An 18,976-nucleotide genomic window follows, 5' to 3' on the forward strand; every position below is an offset into this window, starting at 1 on the left:
CCAAGAAGATGCTGATTAGATGACACCTCACACATCGAAAAGCTTTTCGTGTCCGGACGTGGTAAAGGAAGCGTTCACATCCGCCCTCTAGACTCGAGGCCCTCGCTAACGTTCTGTCCTTCCAAGGAGTAGACCCATGCCTGGACCGATCCACAAGCGCCTCCTCAGCCTGTCCGCGGGCTGCCTCGCGCTCTTGGTCGCCACGGCCTCGACGCCCGCTCTCGCCGACGCCGGTTTCCGCAGCTGGATCTCCGGCTTCGAGAAGACGGCGGTGGCGAACGGCATCAGCCGCAACACCTATCGCGCCGTGTTCGCGGGCGTCAGCGAGCCCGATCACGACGTGATCGAGAAGGCGCGCTTCCAGCCCGAGTTCCAGGACAAGATCTGGGACTATCTCGACAACCGCGTGAACGACGAGTCGGTCGCCGAGGGGCGCCGGATGCTGGTCGAGTACAAGCCCTGGCTCGACCGGATCGAGAAGCGCTTCGGCGTCGACCGGCACATCCTCCTCGCCATCTGGTCGATGGAATCGAACTACGGCCGCATCCTCGAGCGCGACGACGTGATGAAGAGCGTGCCGCAGGCGCTGGCGACGCTCGCCTACATGGATCCCAAGCGCGCCAAGTTCGCCCGCACGCAGCTTCTGGCGGCGCTGAAGATCGTGCAGGACGGCCACGTGACGCCTAAGGGCCTCACCGGCTCCTGGGCCGGCGCGATGGGCCACACACAGTTCATCCCGACGAGCTACCAGGCCTATGCCGTGGATATGGACGGCAACGGCCATCCCGACATCTGGAACTCGATCCCCGACGCGCTGGCGACCGCGGCCAACCTGCTCGCCAAGAACGGCTGGCAGACCGGCAAGAGCTGGGGCTACGAGGTCGTGGCGCCCGGCGGCTCGGCCGACATGCGCGGCTCCAACCGCAAGCTGTCGCAGTGGGCCGCGAGCGGGTTCAAGCGCGTCAGCGGTCGCGCCTTCCCGAACCCGGGCGACAACGCCAACCTCCTGATGCCGGCGGGAGCCTCGGGCCCGGCGTTCCTGATGACCAAGAACTTCTTCGTCATCAAGCGCTACAACAACGCCGACAAGTACGCGCTCGCCGTCGGCCACCTCGCCGACCGGATCGCCGGCTACGGCGACTTCGCGCGGCCCTGGCCGCGCGGCTACACGCCCCTCTCGATGGAGGAGCGCTACGAGGTTCAGCAGCGGCTGACCAACCACGGCCTCTACGACGGCAAGATCGACGGCAAGATCGGCTCGGGCTCGAAGGCCTCGATCACGGCCTACCAGCGCCGGGCGGGCGTCGCCGAGGACGGCAACGCCTCGAAGGCCCTCCTCGACCTCCTGCGGAAGCACTGAGCATCATGGCGGACACGATCCACGCGCGGGCGTCCCGCGCCTTCCTGTCCGCCATCCTGGCCCTTTGCGTCGTGGGCGCCGAGGCCTCGCACGCGCCGAGCGCCGAAGCCCAGCAGCGGCGCGGCCTCCTCGACATGCTGTTCGGCGGCGGGCGCACGGAAACGCGCCAGTCGCCGCAGCGCGTCGAGCAGCCGCCACAGCGTCGGCAGGTGAAGAAGGTCCGCAAGGCGAGGAACCCCGGCGCGTCGGTCCAGCGGCCGAAGGCCGGCAAGGCGCTCGCCGCCGCGGGCGGCGCCGCAGCCGCCGCGGCCGTCACCACCGCGCCGGTCGAGAAGAGCGAGACGGCGCGCACCGTTCTCGTCGTCGGCGACTTCATGGCCGGTTCGCTCGCCAAGGGGCTGGAAGAGGCCGTCTCGCAGAACCGCGAGATCCGCGTCGTCTCCAAGGTTGACGGCTCCTCCGGCCTCGTTCGCGAGGATCACTTCAACTGGCCCGCCGAGATCGGCAAGACCATCGCCGAGACCAAGCCGTCGGTCGTGGTGGTCATGCTGGGAGCCAACGACCGGCAGGCGATCCGCGAGGCCGGGTCCTCGCTCGGACTGCGCACCGCCGAGTGGAGCGACCGGTACACGGCACGCGTCGAGGCGCTGGCCTCGGCCGTGCGCGCCGCTGGCGCCTCGCTGGTCTGGGTCGGCGCCCTGCCCTTCGACATCGATCGCGCCAGCGAAGACATGGTCTACTTCAACGACCTCTACCGGACGGCGGCGCTGAAGGCCGGCGGCGAGTTCGTCGACGTCTGGGGCGGCTTCACCGACGCCAACGGCGCCTTCGTCGCGTCCGGGCCCGACATGGCTGGCCAGACGGCGCGGCTGCGCAACTCCGACGGCATCACCCTGACCGGCGCGGGCTCGGACAAGCTCGCCTACTTCGTCGAGAAGCCGGTCACGCGCATCTTGGGTCTCAGCGTCGACGATCTCGTGGCGAGCCTCGGATCGCAGCAGATGTCGGCTGCCGACCTGCCTTCGGCGGGCGACCTCGCCTCGGCCACGACCACCCCGCCCGTCAGCTTCTCCGACCCCAGCCTCGACGGCGGCGACAATCTCCTCGGCGGCGCGGTGGCACCGGGCGTCAAGCCGCATGGCGACGCCAGCCCGCGCGCCAAGCTCGTCGTCGCCGGCGCGCCGATGGACCCGACCGAAGGTCGCGCCGATCACTTCAACTGGACAGGTCGCAGCGGCGCGGTATCGCCGACGACGCAGGGCAATGCGATCGTCTTCCGCGGGTCGACGACGCTGGACGAGTTGCGCCGTCAGGCGAAGGATGCCGGCGCACCGGAAACCGAGGGCGCAGCGGATGCCGCCGCGCGCGGCCTGCCCGATCCCACCCGGCCCTGAACCGTCAGAGCGATAGGACGCCGAGCGCCGTCGCGGCCACCACGCCGTAACGCGCGAGCTTGCCGAGCCCGACGAGGGCGAGGAACGGCGCCCAGCGCACGCCGAGAAGACCCGCGACGAGCGTCAACGCATCGCCCACCACCGGCACCCAGGCGAGAAGCAGCGACGGCAGCCCGAAGCGCTGGAACCAGCGACGGGACCGGGCGAGATGCCGTTCCGAGACAGGGAACCAGCGCGCGTCGCTCCGGTGCATCAGCCAGCGCCCGCAGGCCCAGTTGAAGAGGCTGCCGAGCGTGTTGCCTACGGTGGCGATCAACACCAGGAGCATAGGATCGAGGCCGCCCTTCAGGATCAGGGCGACGAGCAGCGCCTCCGACGAGCCCGGCAGCAGCGTCGCCGACAGGAAGGCGGAGACGAAAAGGGCCCCATGGACGACCAGGGGACCCGCATCCGGCAGAAGGTCGCTCAATCCGAGGCTCAGGCGGCGCGCGCCGCCGCCTTTTTCTCCAGCCGGCGACGGTGGAGGACCGGCTCGGTGTAGCCGTTCGGCTGCTCGCGGCCCTTCAGGACGAGTTCTAGCGCCGCCTGGAAGGCGATCGAACGGTCGGGATCGGTCGCCATCGGCTCGTAGGCAGGGTCGCCGGCGTTCTGCTTGTCGACCACGGCCGCCATGCGCTTCATCGTCTCGACGACCTGCGCCTCTGTCACCACACCGTGGCGCAGCCAGTTGGCGATGTGCTGGGACGAGATGCGGCAGGTGGCGCGGTCCTCCATCAGGCCGACATCGTGGATGTCGGGCACCTTGGAGCAGCCGACGCCCTGGTCGACCCAGCGCACGACGTAGCCGAGGATGCCTTGCGCATTGTTGTCGAGTTCGGCCTGCACGTCCTCCGGCGTCCAGTTCGGGCGAACGGCGACGGGGATCGTCAGGATGTCCGCGAGCTCCGTGCGCGGATGGCCTTCGAGGCCGGCCTGCACCTTGGCGACCGAGATCTCGTGGTAGTGCGTCGCGTGGAGCGTGGCGGCCGTCGGCGAAGGCACCCAGGCCGTGTTGGCGCCGGCCTTCGGGTGGCCGACCTTCTGCTCCAGCATCGCGGCCATCTTGTCGGGCATCGCCCACATGCCCTTGCCGATCTGGGCATGGCCCTTGAGACCGCAGGCGAGCCCGGTGTCGACGTTGCGGTCCTCGTAGGCCTTGATCCAGGTGGACGCCTTCATGTCGCCCTTGCGGATCATCGGTCCGAGTTCCATCGAGGTGTGCATCTCGTCGCCGGTTCGGTCGAGGAAGCCGGTGTTGATGAACACGACGCGTCGGCGTGCCCGGCGGATGCATTCCTTGAGGTTGACGGTGGTGCGCCGCTCCTCGTCCATGATGCCCATCTTCAGGGTGTCGGGCGCGAGGCCGAGCGCCGTCTCGACGCGAGAGAAGATCTCGTCGGCGAACTCCACCTCGTCCGGCCCGTGCATCTTCGGCTTCACGATGTAGACCGAGCCGGCGCGGCTGTTGCGCGGCCCGTCCGTCTTCTTGAGATCGTGCATCGCGATCAGCGAGGTGAACATCGCGTCGAGGATGCCCTCCGGCGCCTCGCGGCCGTCGGGCAGAAGAACGGCCGGGTTGGTCATGAGATGCCCGACATTGCGCACGAGCATCAGCGAACGGCCGGGCAAGGTCAGCGCCCTGCCGTCGGGCGTCGTGTAGTCGCGGTCGGGGTTGAGGCGGCGCGTCATCGCGCGCCCACCCTTCTCGAAGGTCTCGGCGAGGTCGCCCTTCATCAGGCCGAGCCAGTTGCGGTAGACGGCGACCTTGTCCTCGGCGTCGACGGCGGCGACCGAATCCTCGCAGTCCTGGATCGTGGTGACGGCGCTCTCCAGCACCACGTCGGAAATGCCGGCGCGGTCGATCTTGCCGATCGGCGTCGAGGGATCGATCACCACTTCTGCGTGGAGGCCGTTGGTCGCAAGAAGGATCGCCTGCGGAGCGTCCGCCGCGCCGCGATAGCCCGCGAACTGCTCCGGCTTCGCCAGCGCGGTCTCGCGGCCGTCGAGGCGCACGACGAGCCGGCCGGCCGTCACGGCAAAGCCGGTGGTTTCGCTCCAGGACGCGCCGTCGAGCGGCGCCGAGCGATCGAGGAAGTCGCGCACCCAGGCGACGACCTTGGCGCCGCGCGCCGGGTTGTAGTCCCGGCCCCGCGTCGCGCCCCCGTCCTCGGAGATCGCGTCCGTGCCGTAGAGGGCGTCGTAGAGCGAGCCCCAGCGCGCGTTCGCCGCATTCAGGGCGAAGCGGGCGTTGAGGACGGGCACGACGAGCTGCGGCCCGGCGATCGTCGCGATCTCGGGATCGACGTTGGCGGTCTCGACTGAGAACGCCTCGCCCTCCGGCACGATGTAGCCGATCTCGCGCAGGAAGGCTTCGGCCTCCGCGCCGTCCACCGCCCGCCCCTGCCGCTCGGCGCACCAGCGGTCGATCCGCCCCTGCATCTCGTCGCGCACTGTCAGAAGCTCGCGGTTGCGCGGCGCGAGATCGGCGAGGATCTCGGCCAGCGAGCGCCAGAACGCATCGGCCTCGACACCCGTGCCCGGCAGAGCCTCGGTCTCGACGAAGCTCTTCAGCGCGGAGGCGACCTTCAGGCCGTGAATCTCGAGGGTTTCGGTCATGGCGCGGGGCTCCTCCTGTCAAGCGATGGTGTGTCTGGGTTTGGGGGATGGAAATACCCCTGTCAAACGGGATCGGTAGGGAGAGGGCTGCCGGGGTTGCCAAAGCCGCCCCGTGCCCGGACACTCCAGCCCATGGCGAAGCGCCAGCCCGTTTTAGAGCGAAGGAGCCCTTGATGCGATCCGCCCTCCTCGGCCTCGTTGCCTGCGTTTCCGTCGGCATCGCCCTGCCTGCCCGCGCGTTCGACCTCACGATCCTGCACATCAACGACTTCCACAGCCGCGTGGAGCCGATCTCGAAGTCGGACGGGCCCTGCTCGCAGAAGGACGCGGCCGAGAACGCGTGCTTCGGCGGCGTCGCGCGGATCGCGAGCGCCGTGAAGGCCGAGCGCGCGGCGGCCGGGAGCACGCCGACGCTCCTCCTCGATGCGGGCGACCAGAGCCAGGGTTCGCTCTTCTACACGCGCTACCGCAACGACGACGCGGCCGAGTTCATGAACACGATCGGCTTCGAGGCGATGGCGGTCGGCAACCACGAGTTCGACGACGGCGTGCCGGTGATCGAGAAGTTCGCGGGCGCGGTGCGCTTCCCCATGCTGATGGCGAATGCCGATCTCGTGCGCGAGCCGGGGCTGGCCAAGGTGATCCGAGCCTCGACCGTGATCGAGAAGGACGGCGAGCGCATCGGGGTGATCGGCCTGACGCCGCAGGACAACCAGGAACTGACGGCCGCCGGCAAGTCGATCACCTTCACCGACCCGGTGGAGGCCGCCCGGCGCGAGGCCGAGACGCTGACCGCGGACGGCGTCACCAAGATCATCCTTCTTAGCCATTCCGGCTACGAGGTGGACAAGCGCCTCGCGGCCGAGGTGCCCGCGATCGACGTCATCGTCGGCGGCCACTCGCACACGCTTCTCTCCTCCACCGACCCGAAGGCGGCGGGGCCCTATCCAACGCTGGTGAAGGGACCGGACGGGCGCGACGTGCCGATCGTCCAGGCCTATGCCTATTCGAAATATCTCGGCAAGCTCACCGTCTCCTTCGACGACGAGGGGCGCGTGACGAAGGCGGAAGGGGCGCCGATCCTTCTCGACGCCTCGGTGCCGGAGGACGCGGCGATCAAGGCGCGCGTCGCCGAGCTTGCCAAGCCGCTGGAGGAGATCAAGGCCAAGGTCGTCGCCGAAGCCGCCGCCCCGATCGACGGCCAGCGCGACACGTGCCGCGTCGCGGAATGCCAGATGGGCAACCTCGTCGCCGACGCGATCCTCGACCGCACCAATGACCAGGGCACCACGATCGCGATCGGCAATGGCGGCAACGTGCGCGCCTCGATCGACCAGGGGCCGATCACGATGGGCGAGGTGCTGACGGTTCTCCCCTTCCAGAACACGCTGGCGACGTTCCAACTGACCGGGGCCGACATCAAGGCGGCGCTGGAAAATGGCGTCAGCCAGGTCGAGGAGGGTGCCGGCCGCTTCCCGCAGGTGGCGGGTCTTCAGTTCGACTGGTCGCGGAAGGGCACGCCGGGCGTCGATCGCGTGAAGGCTGTGCGCGTGAAGTCGGCCACCGGCGACTGGCAGCCGATCGACCCGGCCGCGACCTACACGGTCGTCTCCAACAACTTCCTGCGGCAGGGCGGCGACGGCTACTCGGTGTTCGCCACCAAGGCCGAGAACGCCTACGACTTCGGGCCCAACATGGAGGACGCCGTGGTCGCCTATCTCCAGGATGGCCGCTCGCCCTACACCGCCTCGACCGACGGGCGCATTCGCGAGATCGAATAGCCGTTGACCGGCGCGGCCCGTGGCGCTGCGTTGTCAGCGGTCGGCGAGCAGCACGCGGTGGTCGAGAAAGAACTTGGCGAAGAAGGGCAGGCTCGCCGAGCCGACCTCGCGGGCCGCACGGCCGATCGTGCCCTCGACGACGGTGACGGGCGGCAGGCCCTGCAGATCGATCCGACCGAGCGCCTGGCGCGTCGCCTCCGTCAGGCGTGCGCGCACCGAGGCGGGAAAACTGCCGTCGATCACCGCCTTCTCGAAGTCGTAGACCGAAACGGCCGAGGCGATCGCATGGGCGAGTCCCTCCGCAGCTTCCGCGATCCAGGCTTCGAGGAGATCCCCAAGCCCGGTCCAGTCGGCGTCCTTGCGCCAGAGCTCGACCGCCGAGCGACCGGCTTCCTCGACCCGGCGCTCGAGGACGTGGATCGAGGCGGCGTGGATCAGCTGGTGGCGACCGCCGCCCGGCGCGGGCACCGGCATCGAACCGAGCGCACCGGCATTGCCGGTGCGCCCCGACACCAGCGTCCCGTCGATCACGATGCCCCCGCCGACGAAGGCGCCGACGAAGAAATAGATGTAGTCGGCCGAATCGATCGTGCCGAACGCCTGCTCGGCACCGCAGGCGGCCGTCACGTCGTTGGCGATGTAGACCACCTCGCCGGTGAGCGTCTCCAGCTCGGCCGCCATGTCGAGGTGGCGCCACTCCTCCATCTCGCCGCTCGGCGCGCCGTTGGCCTCGCCCCAGGACCAGAGCTCGAACGGCATGCCGACCCCGAGCCCGGCGATACGCCGGCGAAGGGCCGGCGGCAGGCTGGCGCGCAGGTCCGCCACGCCCTCCTCCACGAAGGACTGGATCTCCGAGCGGCGGGGAAACCGGTAGAGGACGTCGCGCGAATCGCGCACCTGCCCCACGAAGTCCATCAGGACGATCTCGCTGGTGCGCCGCCCGAGCTTCAAGCCGAAGGCGAAGGCGCCGTCCGGGTTGAGGCGCATCGGCACTGAGGGCTGGCCGACGCGGCCGCGTCGCGGCTCGCCCGCCAGCACCAGACCCTCCGCCTCCAGCGAGCGCATGATGACGGACGCCGTCTGCGGCGACAGGCCGGACAGGCGCGCGATCTGCGACTTGGCGAGTTCGCCGTGCCGGCGGATCAGCGACAGCACCGCCCGCTCGTTGTGCGCCCGCAGGCCCGCCTGATTCGAGCCGCGCAGGCGCTCGTCGGTTGCTTCGCGAACGGAGCCAGCCGGCGACTCGAGGCCGGGCAGGTTCGCATCGTTCATGGATGTGGTCCCCTGGCCGCCAGACCGGGCGGCGATAGATCAACCTTCACCAACCTGAAAAACCTGTCAATAAATAAATCTTCGTGAGTTATCGATTGACAGGCCCGACCCGAGGCTGTTGGATGCCCCTCGTTCGGCGCGGACGTGGAGAGCCGCCCGACGGACGCCATGACGGGCGTCGCATCAGTTTCGGGAGATCGTCCTTGGCCATTCGTCGTTTTCTTGCAACCGCCACGATCGGCGCCCTCGGCCTCGCCGCCATGACGGCCGGCGCTTCCGCCCAGTCGCCGATGACCGTCTGCCTCATCACAAAGACGGACACGAACCCGTTCTTCGTGAAGATGAAGGAAGGCGCCGAGGCCAAGGCCAAGGAACTCGGGATCAACCTGCAGTCCTACGCGGGCCGCGTCGACGGCGACCATGACAGCCAGGTCCAGGCGATCGAGAGCTGCATCGCGGCCGGCGCCAAGGGCATCCTGATCGCCGCCTCCGACACGAAGGCGATCGCCTCCTCGACCCAGAAGGCGCGCGACGCCGGCCTGATCGTGATCGCGCTCGACACGCCGCTCGAGCCGCTCACCGCCGCCGACGCGACGTTTGCGACCGACAACTTCGAGGCGGGCGTCCTGATCGGCCAGTGGGCCAAGGCCAAGATGGGCGCGGACGCCGAGAACGCGAAGATCGCCTTCCTCGACCTCACCCCGCAGCAGCCGTCCGTCGCCGTCCTGCGCGACCAGGGCTTCATGCAGGGTTTCGGCATCGACTTGAAGAACAAGGACGTCGTCGGCGACGAGGACGACAAGCGCATCGTCGGCCATGACGTGACCAACGGCAACGAGGAAGGCGGCCGTCAGGCCATGGAGAACCTTCTCCAGAAGGACCCGACGATCAACCTCGTCTACACGATCAACGAACCGGCGGCGGCCGGCGCCTACGAGGCGCTGAAAGGCCTCGGCCTCGCCGACAAGGTGACGATCGTCTCCGTCGACGGCGGCTGCCCGGGCGTCGCCAACGTCAAGGACGGCGTGATCGGCGCGACCTCGATGCAGTATCCGCTGAAGATGGCGTCGATGGGCGTCGAGGCGGTGAAGACCTATGCCGAAAGCGGCAAGAAGCCGGAGGCTTCGGCCGGCCTCGAGATCACCAACACCGGCGTCGACCTCGTCACCGACCAGCCGGCCGAGGGCGTGAAGTCGATGGACACCACGGCCGCCGCCAAGGCCTGCTGGGGCTGATCGGTCCTTGAGAACGCGGGAAGCCTTCGGGCTTCCCGTTTTGACGTCGAGCGACCACACACCCACCGCTTTCTCGTCCCGACGGGCCACCCGCGTCGCTCAAGGGATCCACCAGGCGCACGCCGGCGCCAGAACCGGCCATCAGCCCCCGGGAGGCCTCGTTCCATGAGCGACACCACGTCCACGAAGGGTAGCGACTTCGAATCCGGCCTCGCCAAGAGCGATACGCGCGTCGCCGACTTCTCCAGCCACGGCCGGACGCCGCTGCAGCATCTCCAGCATTTCCTGCACGCCAACCCGACGATGGTGCCGATCATCGTCCTCCTCTTCGGCATCATGGTGTTCGGCCTTCTGATCGGCCAGCGCTTCTTCAACGCCTTCACGATGACGCTGATCCTCCAGCAGGTCGCGATCGTGGGCATCGTCGGCGTCGCGCAGACGCTGATCATCCTGACCGCCGGCATCGACCTGTCGGTCGGCGCGATCATGGTCCTGTCCTCGGTGATCATGGGCAACCTTGCGGTTGGTATGGGCGTGCCCGCCCCGATCGCGATCCTCGTCGGCTTCGCGGTCGGCACGCTCTGCGGCGCGATCAACGGCATTCTCGTCGCCAAGGTGAAGCTGCCGCCCTTCATCGTCACGCTCGGCATGTGGTTCGTCTACGAGGCGATCAACTTCATCTACACCCAAAATGCGACGATCCGGGCGCAGGACGTGACGGCGGAAGCCCCGCTCCTCCAGTTCCTCGGCAACACGTTCCAGATCGGCGGCGCGGTCTTCACTTATGCGGTGGTCAGCGTCCTCGTCCTCGTCGCGCTGTTCTACTACATCCTGAACTACACCTCCTGGGGCCGCCACGTTTACGCGATCGGCGACGACGAGGACGCGGCGCGCCTGTCGGGCATCCGCTCCAACAAGGTGCTGATCTCGGTCTACGCCGTGTCGGGCCTCATCTGCGCCTTCGCCGGCTGGGCGCTGATCGGACGCATCGGCTCGGTCTCGCCGACCTCGGGCTACGAGGCCAATATCCAGGCGATCACCGCGGTGGTGATCGGCGGCACCTCGCTCTTCGGCGGTCGCGGCTCCGTGCTCGGCACGCTGGTCGGCGCGCTCATCGTCGGCGTCTTCGCCATGGGACTGCGCATCTACGGCACCGATCCTCAGTGGACACGCCTCACCGTCGGTGCTCTCATCATCCTGGCCGTGGCGGCCGACCAGTGGATCAGAAAGGTCTCGGCGTAATGGCTCAGTACGGCACCCAACCCGTTCTCCAGGCGCGCGGCCTGAACAAGCGCTACGGCCGCGTGGTGGCGATCGACAACGCCGACTTCGACCTCTATCCCGGCGAGATCCTCGCCGTGATCGGCGACAACGGCGCCGGCAAGTCGACCCTCATCAAGGCCCTGTCGGGCGCGGTGACGCCCGATGCCGGCGAGATCCGCCTCGACGGCAAGCCCGTCACCTTCGCCAACCCGCAGGCCGCACGCGACGCCGGTATCGAGACGGTCTACCAGCAACTGGCGCTCTCGCCCGCCCTGTCGATCGCCGACAACATGTTCCTCGGCCGCGAGCTGCGGCGTCCGGGGCCGCTCGGCTCCTACCTGCGCATGCTCGACAAGCCGCGCATGCGCAAGATCGCTCGCGAGAAGCTGTCCGAACTCGGGCTGATGACGATCCAGAACATCGACCAGGCGGTGGAAACGCTGTCGGGCGGCCAGCGGCAGGGCGTCGCAGTCGCACGCGCGGCGGCCTTCGGCTCCAAGGTCCTGATCCTCGACGAGCCGACCGCGGCGCTCGGCGTCAAGGAATCGCGCAAGGTTCTCGACCTCATCCTCGAGGTGCGCGCGCGCGGCCTGCCGATCGTCCTGATCTCGCACAACATGCCGCATGTCTTCGAGATTGCCGACCGCATCCACATCCATCGCCTGTCGAAGCGCCTGTGCGTGGTGGACCCGAAGTCGATCACGATGTCGGATGCCGTGGCGCTGATGACGGGCGCCAAGGCACCGGAGCCGGAGATCCTCGCGGCCTGACCAGCCCCGCCCACGCAAGTTCCGAAGCCGGCCTCCGAGCCGGCTTCGTCTGTTTCCGGGTGCCTCTCGTCTTGACCTGCAGCCGGAACGGGCGAGCTTTCAGAGCGATCCGCCGCCGGAGACCGAGACCATGAGCGAACGCTACGACCTCTATTATTGGCCCGGCATCCAGGGCCGTGGCGAGTTCCCACGTCTGGTGCTGGAAGCGGCCGAAGCGCCCTATCGCGACATGGCGCGCCTCGACGAGGCGCAGGGCGGCGGCGTTCCCGCGATGATGCGCGTGCTGGAAACCGGCATCGGACACCACATCCCCTTCGCCCCGCCCTTCCTGGTCGTCGGCAACCGGCTCGTCGCGCAGTCGGCCGAGATCTCCGCCTATCTCGGCGAGCGGCTCGGCTTGGCGCCCGATACGGAAGCCGATCGCCTCTTCGCGCGCACCATCGCGCTGACGACGGCCGATCTCGTGACGGAAGCGCACGACACACACCATCCCGTCGCGACGAGCCTCTATTACGCCGACCAGCAGCCGGAAGCCCTGCGCCGCGCGCAAGAGTTCCGGGGCGAGCGCATGCCGAAGTTCCTCGGCTGGTACGAGTGGCTTCTCGAGATGAACGACCATGGCGTCCTCGTCGGGGATCGCCTGACCTATGCCGATCTCGGCCTGTTCCAGGTGGTGGAAGGCCTGCGCTACGCCTTCCCGCGCCGGATGGGTTCGATCGAAGGCCGGTACCCCCGTGTCATCGCGCTCCACGACGCCGTCGCGCAGCATCCGGCGGTCGCACGCTACCTCGCGAGCCCCCGCCGCCTTCCATTCAACGAGGACGGGATCTTCCGGCACTATCCCGAACTCGACGGAGAGTGAGCGGGATCGCCGCGCGGCCCGGCCTCATGAAAAAGGGGCGGCGGCATCGCTGCCGCCGCCCCTTGTTCTCGGTTGGACTACCGCCGCGACGGTGCTCGGTCAGTTCGCGAGCTTTGAGGCGAAGAGCGCGAGACCCTGCTGGTAGACCGTCGCCCGGTTCCAGTCGACGAGGCGCGCGAAGTTCGGCTCACCCGGGCCGTAGCCGGCGCCCGCGATCCAGCCGTGCTGCTTGAGGAAGTTGGCCGTGGAGGCAAGGACGTCCGCCTTGGAGCGGATGAGGTCGCGGCGGCCGTCGCCGTCGAAGTCTACGGCATAGCGTAGGTAGTTCTTGGCGAGGAACTGCGTCTGGCCGATCTCGCCGGCCCAGGCGCCCTTCATGTCGGCGGCGCGTTTGTCGCCACGGTTGACGATCTGGAGTGCGGCCATCAGCTCTTCGGTGAAGAAGTCCGAGCGGCGGCAGTCGTAGGAGAGGGTCGCCAGCGAGCGGAAGATGTTCATGTTGCCGGAGTTGGCGCCGAAGCCGGTCTCCATGCCCCAGATCGCGACGAGGATCTCCTTCTGGACGCCGTAGCGCTGCTCGATGCGGTTCAGGAGGTCGCGGTTCTGCGCGATGATCCCCTTGCCCTTCTTGACGAAGGATGCGGGCGCGCGGCGCTCCATGAAGGCGTCGAGCGACAGCTTGAAGCTCTTCTGATTGCGATCGAGGCTGATGACCTTGGGATCGTAGGTGACGTTGCCGAGCGCGGTCTGCAGCGTTTCCTGCGAGATGCCGCTGGCCGCCGCCTGCGCCTTGAAGCTCTCGAGCCAGGGCTGGAAGCCTGCCGAGGAGTTGCCGCAGCTCTGGGCGAGCGCGGGCGCCGCGAAGCTGACGGCGGCGGCGGCAAGGGCCGCCCGGAACAGCGGAAGTGTCTTCATGCGTTGGTCCCCTTGTAGTCTGGCCCGCCGCCGCGATCCCCCTCGAAGGCCCGGTCGGCGCTGGTTCATGTGAATGGGTGAAGTGGGTGCAGATGCACCACCGTCGATTGATTCTTCGGCCTTAAACAACAAGAAAGCGTTTGCGAAGTGGCGAGCGGACCGGCTTTGCGTCGCATGCAGCCGCGCCGCGCCGTCACGCTTTCGCGAGCCCCGGTCGACACGAGAGGGCTGGAAAGGCGAGATCGAGGCTCCAACTCCCGCCCATACGACCCACGTGATCGAAAGTCCGCCGATGTTCATTGCCATGAACCGCTTCAAGGTCCTGCCCGACGCCGCGCAGGAATTCGAGGAACTGTGGGCCAACCGCGAGACGCATCTCCACACGGTGCCGGGCTTTCGCGAGTTCCACATGCTGAAGGGGCCAGAGCGCGACGATCACCGTCTCTACGCCTCGCACACGATCTGGGCGAGCCGCGAGGCATTCGAGGGGTGGACGCGATCGGAGGCCTTCCGCGCCGCCCATCGCGGCGCGGGCGGCACGCGCCCGCTCTATCTCGGCCATCCCGAATTCGAGGGTTTCGAGGTGATCCAGACCGTGGACGCGGACGGCCGCCGCAGCTGACGGCGCGCTCCGCCCGCTACTCGGCCGCGATCGGTCGCACCCAGAGCGAGGAGCAGACGATGCGGCTCGTGTCGCACCGGTCCTTGTGACGCCCCGCGATCTCGACGACCTCCTCCATCAGCCCGTCCGACAGGCGGGTCGGCTCGAGACCGAGATTGATCAGCGAATCGTTGGCGACCACGAGATCGTTCTCGGCCATCTCCTTGCGGGGATTGTCGAGATGCTCGACCGGCACGCCGGTCATCCGCGATACCATCTGGGCGAGATCCCCCACCCGGTGCGTCTCGGTCATCTGGTTCATGATCTTGACGCGGTCGCCGCGCTTGGGCGCCGACTGGATGGCAAGCGCGATGCAGCGCACCGTGTCGCGGATGTGGATGAAGGCACGGGTCTGGCCGCCCGTGCCGTGGACGGTCAGCGGATGGCCGATCGCGGCCTGCGCCAGGAAGCGGTTCAGCACCGTGCCGTAGTCGCCGTCGTAGTCGAAGCGGTTGACGAGGCGCTCGTCGAGGTCGGTCTCAGGCGTCGAGGTGCCCCAGACGATGCCCTGATGCAGATCGGTGATCTTCAAACCGTCATTCTTGGCGTAGTACAGGAAGAGGAGCTGATCGAGGGTCTTCGTCATATGGTAGATCGAACCGGGATCCACCGGGTACAGGATCTCCACGGTCGCCTCCGCGCCCGCCGAGCGCAGGGTCGCGTCGATATAGCCTTCCGGGATCGTCATCCCCTTGGTCTTGCCGTAGCCGTAGACGCCCATCGTCCCGAGATGGACGAGATGCGCGTCCGGGCACGCCTCCACCATGGCGCACAGGACCGACGATGTCGCGTTGACGTTGTTGTCGACCGTGTAGCGTTTGTGCCACGGCGATTTCATCGAATAGGGCGCGGCGCGCTGCTCGGCGAAATGCACGATGGCGTCCGGGGCGACTTGGCGGAACAGCGCTTCCAGCCGGTCGTAGTCCTTGGCGACGTCGAGTTCGACGAAGTCGATCGGCGTGTTGCGCGTCTCGCGCCAGGCCTGCAGACGCTCCTCGATGGAGCGTATCGGCGTCAGGCTGGAGACGCCGAGTTCCTCGTCGGTCCGGCGGCGAACCAGGTTGTCGACGATCGTGACATGGTGCCCTTCGGCCGACAGGTGGAGGGAGGTGGCCCATCCGCAGAACCCGTCGCCACCCAGAACAATCACCTTCATGCGGACATCACTTTCGTCTCGTGGCGCGCCCCGGCGCACTCGGTCAGCGCAAGCTCTATCATTGCAAAAAGCATTCGGAAACGGACCTTCCGTTTCCCGGCATCGGGGGACTGTGAAACATGCGCATCCTGATCGGATCGGACGCGGCCGCGCCGCAGGTGAACGGCGTCGTCCGGGTTCTGGAAACCACGGCCGGCTGGCTCCGGCGGTTCGGCCATGAGGTCCAGCTTTTCGGACCGGACGACTGTCCGCACTCGATCCCGGCGCCGGGCTACCCGGAGGTGCGCCTCGCGGTCGCCCCGGGGCGCACGATCGCCAGCCGCATCGAGGCCTTCCGGCCCGACTCGATCCACATTCCGGTGGAGGGCACGATCGGCCTGTCGATGCGCCGCTTCTGCCGGACGCGCAACATCCCGTTCACGACCTCCTTCCACACGCGCTTCGGCGACTACTTCGACCGCAAGTTCGGCTTCGGCTCGGCCGCGGCCTATGCCGCGCAGCGCTGGTTCCACAACGGCGGGGCTGGCATGATGGTGCAGACCGACACGCTGGAGCAGGAGCTGTCGGCGCGCGGCTTTCGCAACATCTCGCGCTGGGGACGGGCGGTCGACACCGAACTCTTCCATCCCTGCCGCGGCGAGGCCGGCTTCAACGTGGACTTCCTGAACCTGCCGCGCCCGATCTTCTTGTATCTCGGCCGCGTCTCGGACGAGAAGAACCTGCCGGCCTTCCTCGGTCTCGACCTGCCGGGATCCAAGGTCGTCGTCGGCGATGGCCCGGCCAAGGCGCGGCTGGCAACCGACCACCCGGACGCGCATTTCCTCGGCTACCGCCACGGCGCGGATCTCGCACGTCATCTCTCGGCGGCCGACGTCTTCGTGTTTCCCTCGCGCTTCGAGACCTTCGGGCTCGTGGTGCTGGAATCGCTCGCCTGCGGCACGCCGGTCGCCGCGCTTCCCGTTCCCGGCCCGCGCGACATCGTCGGCGGCACGCCGCATGCCGTCCTGTCGGAGGACCTGCGCGCGGCCGCGCTCGGCGCCCTGTCGATCGACCGGGACGGGTGCCGACGGTTTGCGGAAGGGTTTTCATGGGAGCGCTGTTCGCGCGAGTTCGAGGCGAACCTCGTGCCGATCCCGCAGGTACTCTGGTCCTCGTCGGGGCAACTGGCCGAAGCGGCCTGAAACGCAAGCGCGTTTGCGTCTCTGTGAAGTCCGGCGGGTCGCATTCGACCCACCGGAACGATCTGCGGTTGGTCAGACCGCCTTGGCGGCGGCCTTGCGGGTCCGCTTCACCGGCTTGGCCGCGACGATCGCCGCCGCCGCCACGGCTTCCTCGGCCTCGCGCGCCAGGCGCAGCGCGCGCAGGCGGGTGGTCTTGTCGTTAGTCGCCTTGGCCTCGGCGCTGATCATGCGCATCGCCGATCCCTTTTCGGCGCGATTGGCGATGTCGCCGAGCTCGCTCGAGCGCGGCGTCTCGCTCCTGACTGGCATATCCATGATGCATGTCCTTCCCGGCCGGGACCTTGATCCGGCGGCACGGGACAAAGCCCCCGCGCGCGGAAAACCCGGCATGGCGGCCGGAGCGACCGCCTGAGGGAAGAACTAGAGCGCGAACGCCGGTTTGCGAGGGCGACGGGCCTTTACAGGGTGACGTAGGTGCCCAGTTCCACCACGCGGTTGGCGGGGATCTTGTAGTAGTCGATCATGTCGTAGGAGTGCCGCGCCATCTTGATGAAGAGCTGGCTCTGCCAGCGCGGCATGTCGGATCGGACCGCCGAGCGGATGCGCCGGCGTCCGACGAAGAACGTCGTCGACATCACGTCGAACTTGATGCCCTTCTCGCGCAGTTGGATGAGCGCCTGCACGAGGTTCGGCTCCTCCAGGAAGCCGTAGTGCAGCTCGATCCGGGCAAAGCCCGGCGCCAGCTCGCGGTAGTCGATGCGCTCGGCGAGCGGCACATAGGGCGTGTTCACCGTGCGGATGGTGACGATGACGTTGCGCTCGTGCAGCACGCGGTTGTGCTTGAGATTGTGCAGGAGCGCGGAGGGCACCGTCTCCGGCGTCGAGGTGAGGTAGAGGGCCGTACCCGGCACGCGCGAGACCGACGAGGTCTCCATCGCCTTGATGAAGGTCTCGAGCGACAGGTTCTGCTGCGCCGCCTTCGAGTTGAGAAGGCGAACGCCCCGCACCCACACGGCCATCAGCACGACGATGCAGCCGCCGATCACGAGCGGCAGGTAGCCGCCGTCGGCCAGCTTCAGGAGGTTGGCGGCGAGATAGGCCATGTCGATCATCAGGAACGGCGTGACCACCGCAATCGCAAGGCCAAGGCCCCACTTCCAGCCATAGGCGAAGACGACGACCGCCAGAAGGCTCGTCACCACCATCGTGCCGGTCACGGCGATGCCGTAGGCGGCGGCCAGGGAGGACGAATCCTGGAAGAAGAGGACGAGCAGCACGACGCCGATCAGCATCAGCCAGTTGACGGTCGGCAGGTAGATCTGTCCCTGCTCGGTCTCGGACGTGTACTCGATCTGCAGCCGCGGCAGGAGGCCGAGCTGGATCGCCTGCTGGGTCAGCGAGAAGGCACCGGTGATCACCGCCTGGCCCGCGATGATCGTCGCCATCGTGGCGAGGATCACGAGCGGAAGGCGCGCCCATTCGGGCGCCGACAGGAAGAAGAGGTTCGGCAGCACCGCCGGGTCGTGCAGCGCGTAGGCGCCCTGCCCGAGATAGTTGAGAAGCAGCGCCGGGCCGACGAAGCCGAGCCAGGCGATCTGGATCGGCCTCTTGCCGAAATGGCCCATGTCCGCATAGAGCGCCTCGGCACCCGTTACCGCCAGGAACACCGAGCCGAGCACGGTAAAGCCGATGATGCCATGGCTGGTCATGAACCAGAACCCATTGATCGGGTTCAGGGCATGCAGGATCTGCGGGGCGTCGCCGATATGCGAGATGCCGATCAGGGCCAAGGTGACGAACCAGATCGCCATGATCGGGCCGAAGAACCGCGCCACCTGCGATGTACCAAAGGACTGCACCGCATAGAGGCCGATGATGATCACCAGCGCGATGGGGACGATGTAGGGATCGAGCCCCGGCGCGGTGACTTTCAGACCTTCCACCGCCGACAGAACCGAGACGGCCGGCGTCAGGATCGCGTCGCCGTAGAACAGCGCGGCACCGACGATGCCAAGGCCGAGGATCACCTTGTTGGGCTTGGCGAGCGCCTTTTGCGCAAGCGCCATGAGGGACAGCGGACCGCCCTCGCCCTGGTTGTCGGCCCGCAGGATCAGCATCACGTATTTCACCGTGACGACGAAGATTAGCGACCAGACCAGCAGCGACACGATGCCGATGATCTCGCTTGCCGACGGCACGCCGCCGACATGAAGGAGCGATTCCTTCATGGCGTAGAGCGGGCTGGTCCCGATATCGCCATAGACGACGCCGATACTTCCAAGGATCAGAGGTCCAAGGCTCTTGGCGTGCGGGTTCTCGCGCGTCTGGATCTGCGTCTCGGCCGCTGGGGCCGCCTGACCGCTGGTCATTCCTCGAACGAGGCCTCCGGGATGGATCGGAACGGTGGGGTCAAGAGGCTCGACGCCTTCGCCTCTGTCTTGCGGCGCGCCCGGACGGAGCGGTACCACGGG

Annotated in this window: 16 protein-coding genes; 9 read left to right on the forward strand and 7 right to left on the reverse strand. The window is 67.8% G+C overall.

All coding sequences use genetic code 11. The features are described from left to right. Positions 1-136 precede the first annotated feature (136 nt). Positions 137-1,360 (forward strand): lytic murein transglycosylase, encoded by a 1,224-nt coding sequence (locus ACLNGM_RS21235; RefSeq protein WP_416356471.1) that lies wholly within the window; start codon positions 137-139, stop codon positions 1,358-1,360. 5 nt (positions 1,361-1,365) lie between these two features. Continuing rightward, a complete protein-coding gene (locus ACLNGM_RS21240) occupies positions 1,366-2,754 on the forward strand; it encodes a DUF459 domain-containing protein (RefSeq protein ID WP_416356472.1) in 1,389 nt (462 codons plus the stop codon). A 4-nt stretch (positions 2,755-2,758) separates the two neighbouring features. On the opposite strand, the gene ACLNGM_RS21245 is transcribed toward ACLNGM_RS21240, so the two are convergent. Together ACLNGM_RS21245 and ACLNGM_RS21250 are read right to left on the reverse strand one after the other, a co-directional pair. Continuing rightward, entirely contained in the window at positions 2,759-3,223 is a 465-nt protein-coding gene (locus ACLNGM_RS21245; protein WP_416356473.1) for a YqaA family protein, read from the reverse strand. A gap of 8 nt (positions 3,224-3,231) precedes the next feature. Further along, positions 3,232-5,409 carry a malate synthase G gene (locus ACLNGM_RS21250; protein ID WP_416356474.1) on the reverse strand — a complete coding sequence of 726 codons (2,178 nt, stop codon included), beginning with the start codon at positions 5,407-5,409 and terminating at the stop codon, positions 3,232-3,234. Positions 5,410-5,582: 173 nt separating this feature from the next. Here ACLNGM_RS21250 and ACLNGM_RS21255 point away from each other — a divergent pair, with 173 nt between their 5' ends. Next, positions 5,583-7,190, forward strand: a complete 1,608-nt coding sequence (locus ACLNGM_RS21255) for a bifunctional metallophosphatase/5'-nucleotidase (RefSeq protein WP_416356475.1) — start codon at positions 5,583-5,585, stop codon at positions 7,188-7,190. Positions 7,191-7,223: 33 nt separating this feature from the next. Here the strand turns inward: ACLNGM_RS21255 and ACLNGM_RS21260 are convergent, their stop codons facing one another. Beyond that, entirely contained in the window at positions 7,224-8,462 is a 1,239-nt protein-coding gene (locus tag ACLNGM_RS21260; RefSeq protein ID WP_416356476.1) for an ROK family transcriptional regulator, read from the reverse strand. A 209-nt stretch (positions 8,463-8,671) separates the two neighbouring features. On the opposite strand from ACLNGM_RS21260, the gene ACLNGM_RS21265 reads away from it, so the two are divergent. From ACLNGM_RS21265 to ACLNGM_RS21280, 4 genes are all read left to right on the forward strand, one after another. Next, the gene (locus ACLNGM_RS21265; RefSeq protein WP_416358514.1) at positions 8,672-9,697 is read left to right on the forward strand and encodes a sugar ABC transporter substrate-binding protein; all 1,026 of its coding nucleotides are present in this window, start codon (positions 8,672-8,674) and stop codon (positions 9,695-9,697) included. Between the two features lie 165 nt (positions 9,698-9,862). Next, complete coding sequence (locus ACLNGM_RS21270; RefSeq protein WP_416356477.1) at positions 9,863-10,939, forward strand: ABC transporter permease; 1,077 nt, start codon at positions 9,863-9,865, stop codon at positions 10,937-10,939. Beyond that, a complete protein-coding gene (locus ACLNGM_RS21275; RefSeq protein ID WP_416356478.1) occupies positions 10,939-11,730 on the forward strand; it encodes an ATP-binding cassette domain-containing protein in 792 nt (263 codons plus the stop codon). Before ACLNGM_RS21270 ends, ACLNGM_RS21275 begins: the two co-directional genes overlap by 1 nt. A 130-nt stretch (positions 11,731-11,860) precedes the next feature. Then, positions 11,861-12,592 carry a glutathione S-transferase gene (locus tag ACLNGM_RS21280; RefSeq protein ID WP_416356479.1) on the forward strand — a complete coding sequence of 244 codons (732 nt, stop codon included), beginning with the start codon at positions 11,861-11,863 and terminating at the stop codon, positions 12,590-12,592. Between the two features lie 99 nt (positions 12,593-12,691). Here the strand turns inward: ACLNGM_RS21280 and ACLNGM_RS21285 are convergent, their stop codons facing one another. Further along, a complete protein-coding gene (locus ACLNGM_RS21285; RefSeq protein WP_090961825.1) occupies positions 12,692-13,507 on the reverse strand; it encodes a lytic murein transglycosylase in 816 nt (271 codons plus the stop codon). A 292-nt stretch (positions 13,508-13,799) separates the two neighbouring features. Between ACLNGM_RS21285 and ACLNGM_RS21290 the strand changes: the two genes are divergently transcribed. Beyond that, entirely contained in the window at positions 13,800-14,129 is a 330-nt protein-coding gene (locus ACLNGM_RS21290; protein WP_416356480.1) for an antibiotic biosynthesis monooxygenase family protein, read from the forward strand. A 16-nt stretch (positions 14,130-14,145) separates the two neighbouring features. Here ACLNGM_RS21290 and ACLNGM_RS21295 read toward each other — a convergent pair whose 3' ends face one another. Continuing rightward, positions 14,146-15,324, reverse strand: coding sequence for an NAD-dependent epimerase/dehydratase family protein (locus ACLNGM_RS21295; protein ID WP_090961829.1), 1,179 nt, complete (start codon positions 15,322-15,324; stop codon positions 14,146-14,148). Positions 15,325-15,443: 119 nt separating this feature from the next. Here ACLNGM_RS21295 and ACLNGM_RS21300 point away from each other — a divergent pair, with 119 nt between their 5' ends. After that, entirely contained in the window at positions 15,444-16,505 is a 1,062-nt protein-coding gene (locus ACLNGM_RS21300) for a glycosyltransferase family 4 protein (RefSeq protein WP_416356481.1), read from the forward strand. Between the two features lie 72 nt (positions 16,506-16,577). Here the strand turns inward: ACLNGM_RS21300 and ACLNGM_RS21305 are convergent, their stop codons facing one another. Beyond that, the gene (locus ACLNGM_RS21305; protein ID WP_090961832.1) at positions 16,578-16,820 is read right to left on the reverse strand and encodes a hypothetical protein; all 243 of its coding nucleotides are present in this window, start codon (positions 16,818-16,820) and stop codon (positions 16,578-16,580) included. A 143-nt stretch (positions 16,821-16,963) separates the two neighbouring features. Beyond that, positions 16,964-18,874: a potassium transporter Kup gene (locus tag ACLNGM_RS21310; RefSeq protein WP_090961834.1), complete on the reverse strand. Its 1,911-nt coding sequence runs from the start codon at positions 18,872-18,874 to the stop codon at positions 16,964-16,966. Between the last annotated feature and the right edge of the window lie 102 nt (positions 18,875-18,976).

Source organism: Aureimonas phyllosphaerae (assembly GCF_047943035.1).
GTDB lineage: Bacteria > Pseudomonadota > Alphaproteobacteria > Rhizobiales > Rhizobiaceae > Aureimonas > Aureimonas phyllosphaerae.

Excerpts from the sequence above, each read along its gene's own strand:
- ACLNGM_RS21235 (WP_416356471.1), top strand. The coding sequence starts at position 137 with ATGCCTGGACCGATCCACAAGCGCCTCCTCAGCCTGTCCGCGGGCTGC.
- ACLNGM_RS21240 (WP_416356472.1), top strand. The coding sequence starts at position 1,366 with ATGGCGGACACGATCCACGCGCGGGCGTCCCGCGCCTTCCTGTCCGCC.
- ACLNGM_RS21250 (WP_416356474.1), bottom strand. The coding sequence starts at position 5,409 with ATGACCGAAACCCTCGAGATTCACGGCCTGAAGGTCGCCTCCGCGCTG.
- ACLNGM_RS21255 (WP_416356475.1), top strand. The coding sequence starts at position 5,583 with ATGCGATCCGCCCTCCTCGGCCTCGTTGCCTGCGTTTCCGTCGGCATC.
- ACLNGM_RS21260 (WP_416356476.1), bottom strand. The coding sequence starts at position 8,462 with ATGAACGATGCGAACCTGCCCGGCCTCGAGTCGCCGGCTGGCTCCGTT.
- ACLNGM_RS21270 (WP_416356477.1), top strand. The coding sequence starts at position 9,863 with ATGAGCGACACCACGTCCACGAAGGGTAGCGACTTCGAATCCGGCCTC.
- ACLNGM_RS21275 (WP_416356478.1), top strand. The coding sequence starts at position 10,939 with ATGGCTCAGTACGGCACCCAACCCGTTCTCCAGGCGCGCGGCCTGAAC.
- ACLNGM_RS21280 (WP_416356479.1), top strand. The coding sequence starts at position 11,861 with ATGAGCGAACGCTACGACCTCTATTATTGGCCCGGCATCCAGGGCCGT.
- ACLNGM_RS21285 (WP_090961825.1), bottom strand. The coding sequence starts at position 13,507 with ATGAAGACACTTCCGCTGTTCCGGGCGGCCCTTGCCGCCGCCGCCGTC.
- ACLNGM_RS21290 (WP_416356480.1), top strand. The coding sequence starts at position 13,800 with ATGTTCATTGCCATGAACCGCTTCAAGGTCCTGCCCGACGCCGCGCAG.
- ACLNGM_RS21295 (WP_090961829.1), bottom strand. The coding sequence starts at position 15,324 with ATGAAGGTGATTGTTCTGGGTGGCGACGGGTTCTGCGGATGGGCCACC.
- ACLNGM_RS21300 (WP_416356481.1), top strand. The coding sequence starts at position 15,444 with ATGCGCATCCTGATCGGATCGGACGCGGCCGCGCCGCAGGTGAACGGC.
- ACLNGM_RS21305 (WP_090961832.1), bottom strand. The coding sequence starts at position 16,820 with ATGGATATGCCAGTCAGGAGCGAGACGCCGCGCTCGAGCGAGCTCGGC.
- ACLNGM_RS21310 (WP_090961834.1), bottom strand. The coding sequence starts at position 18,874 with ATGACCAGCGGTCAGGCGGCCCCAGCGGCCGAGACGCAGATCCAGACG.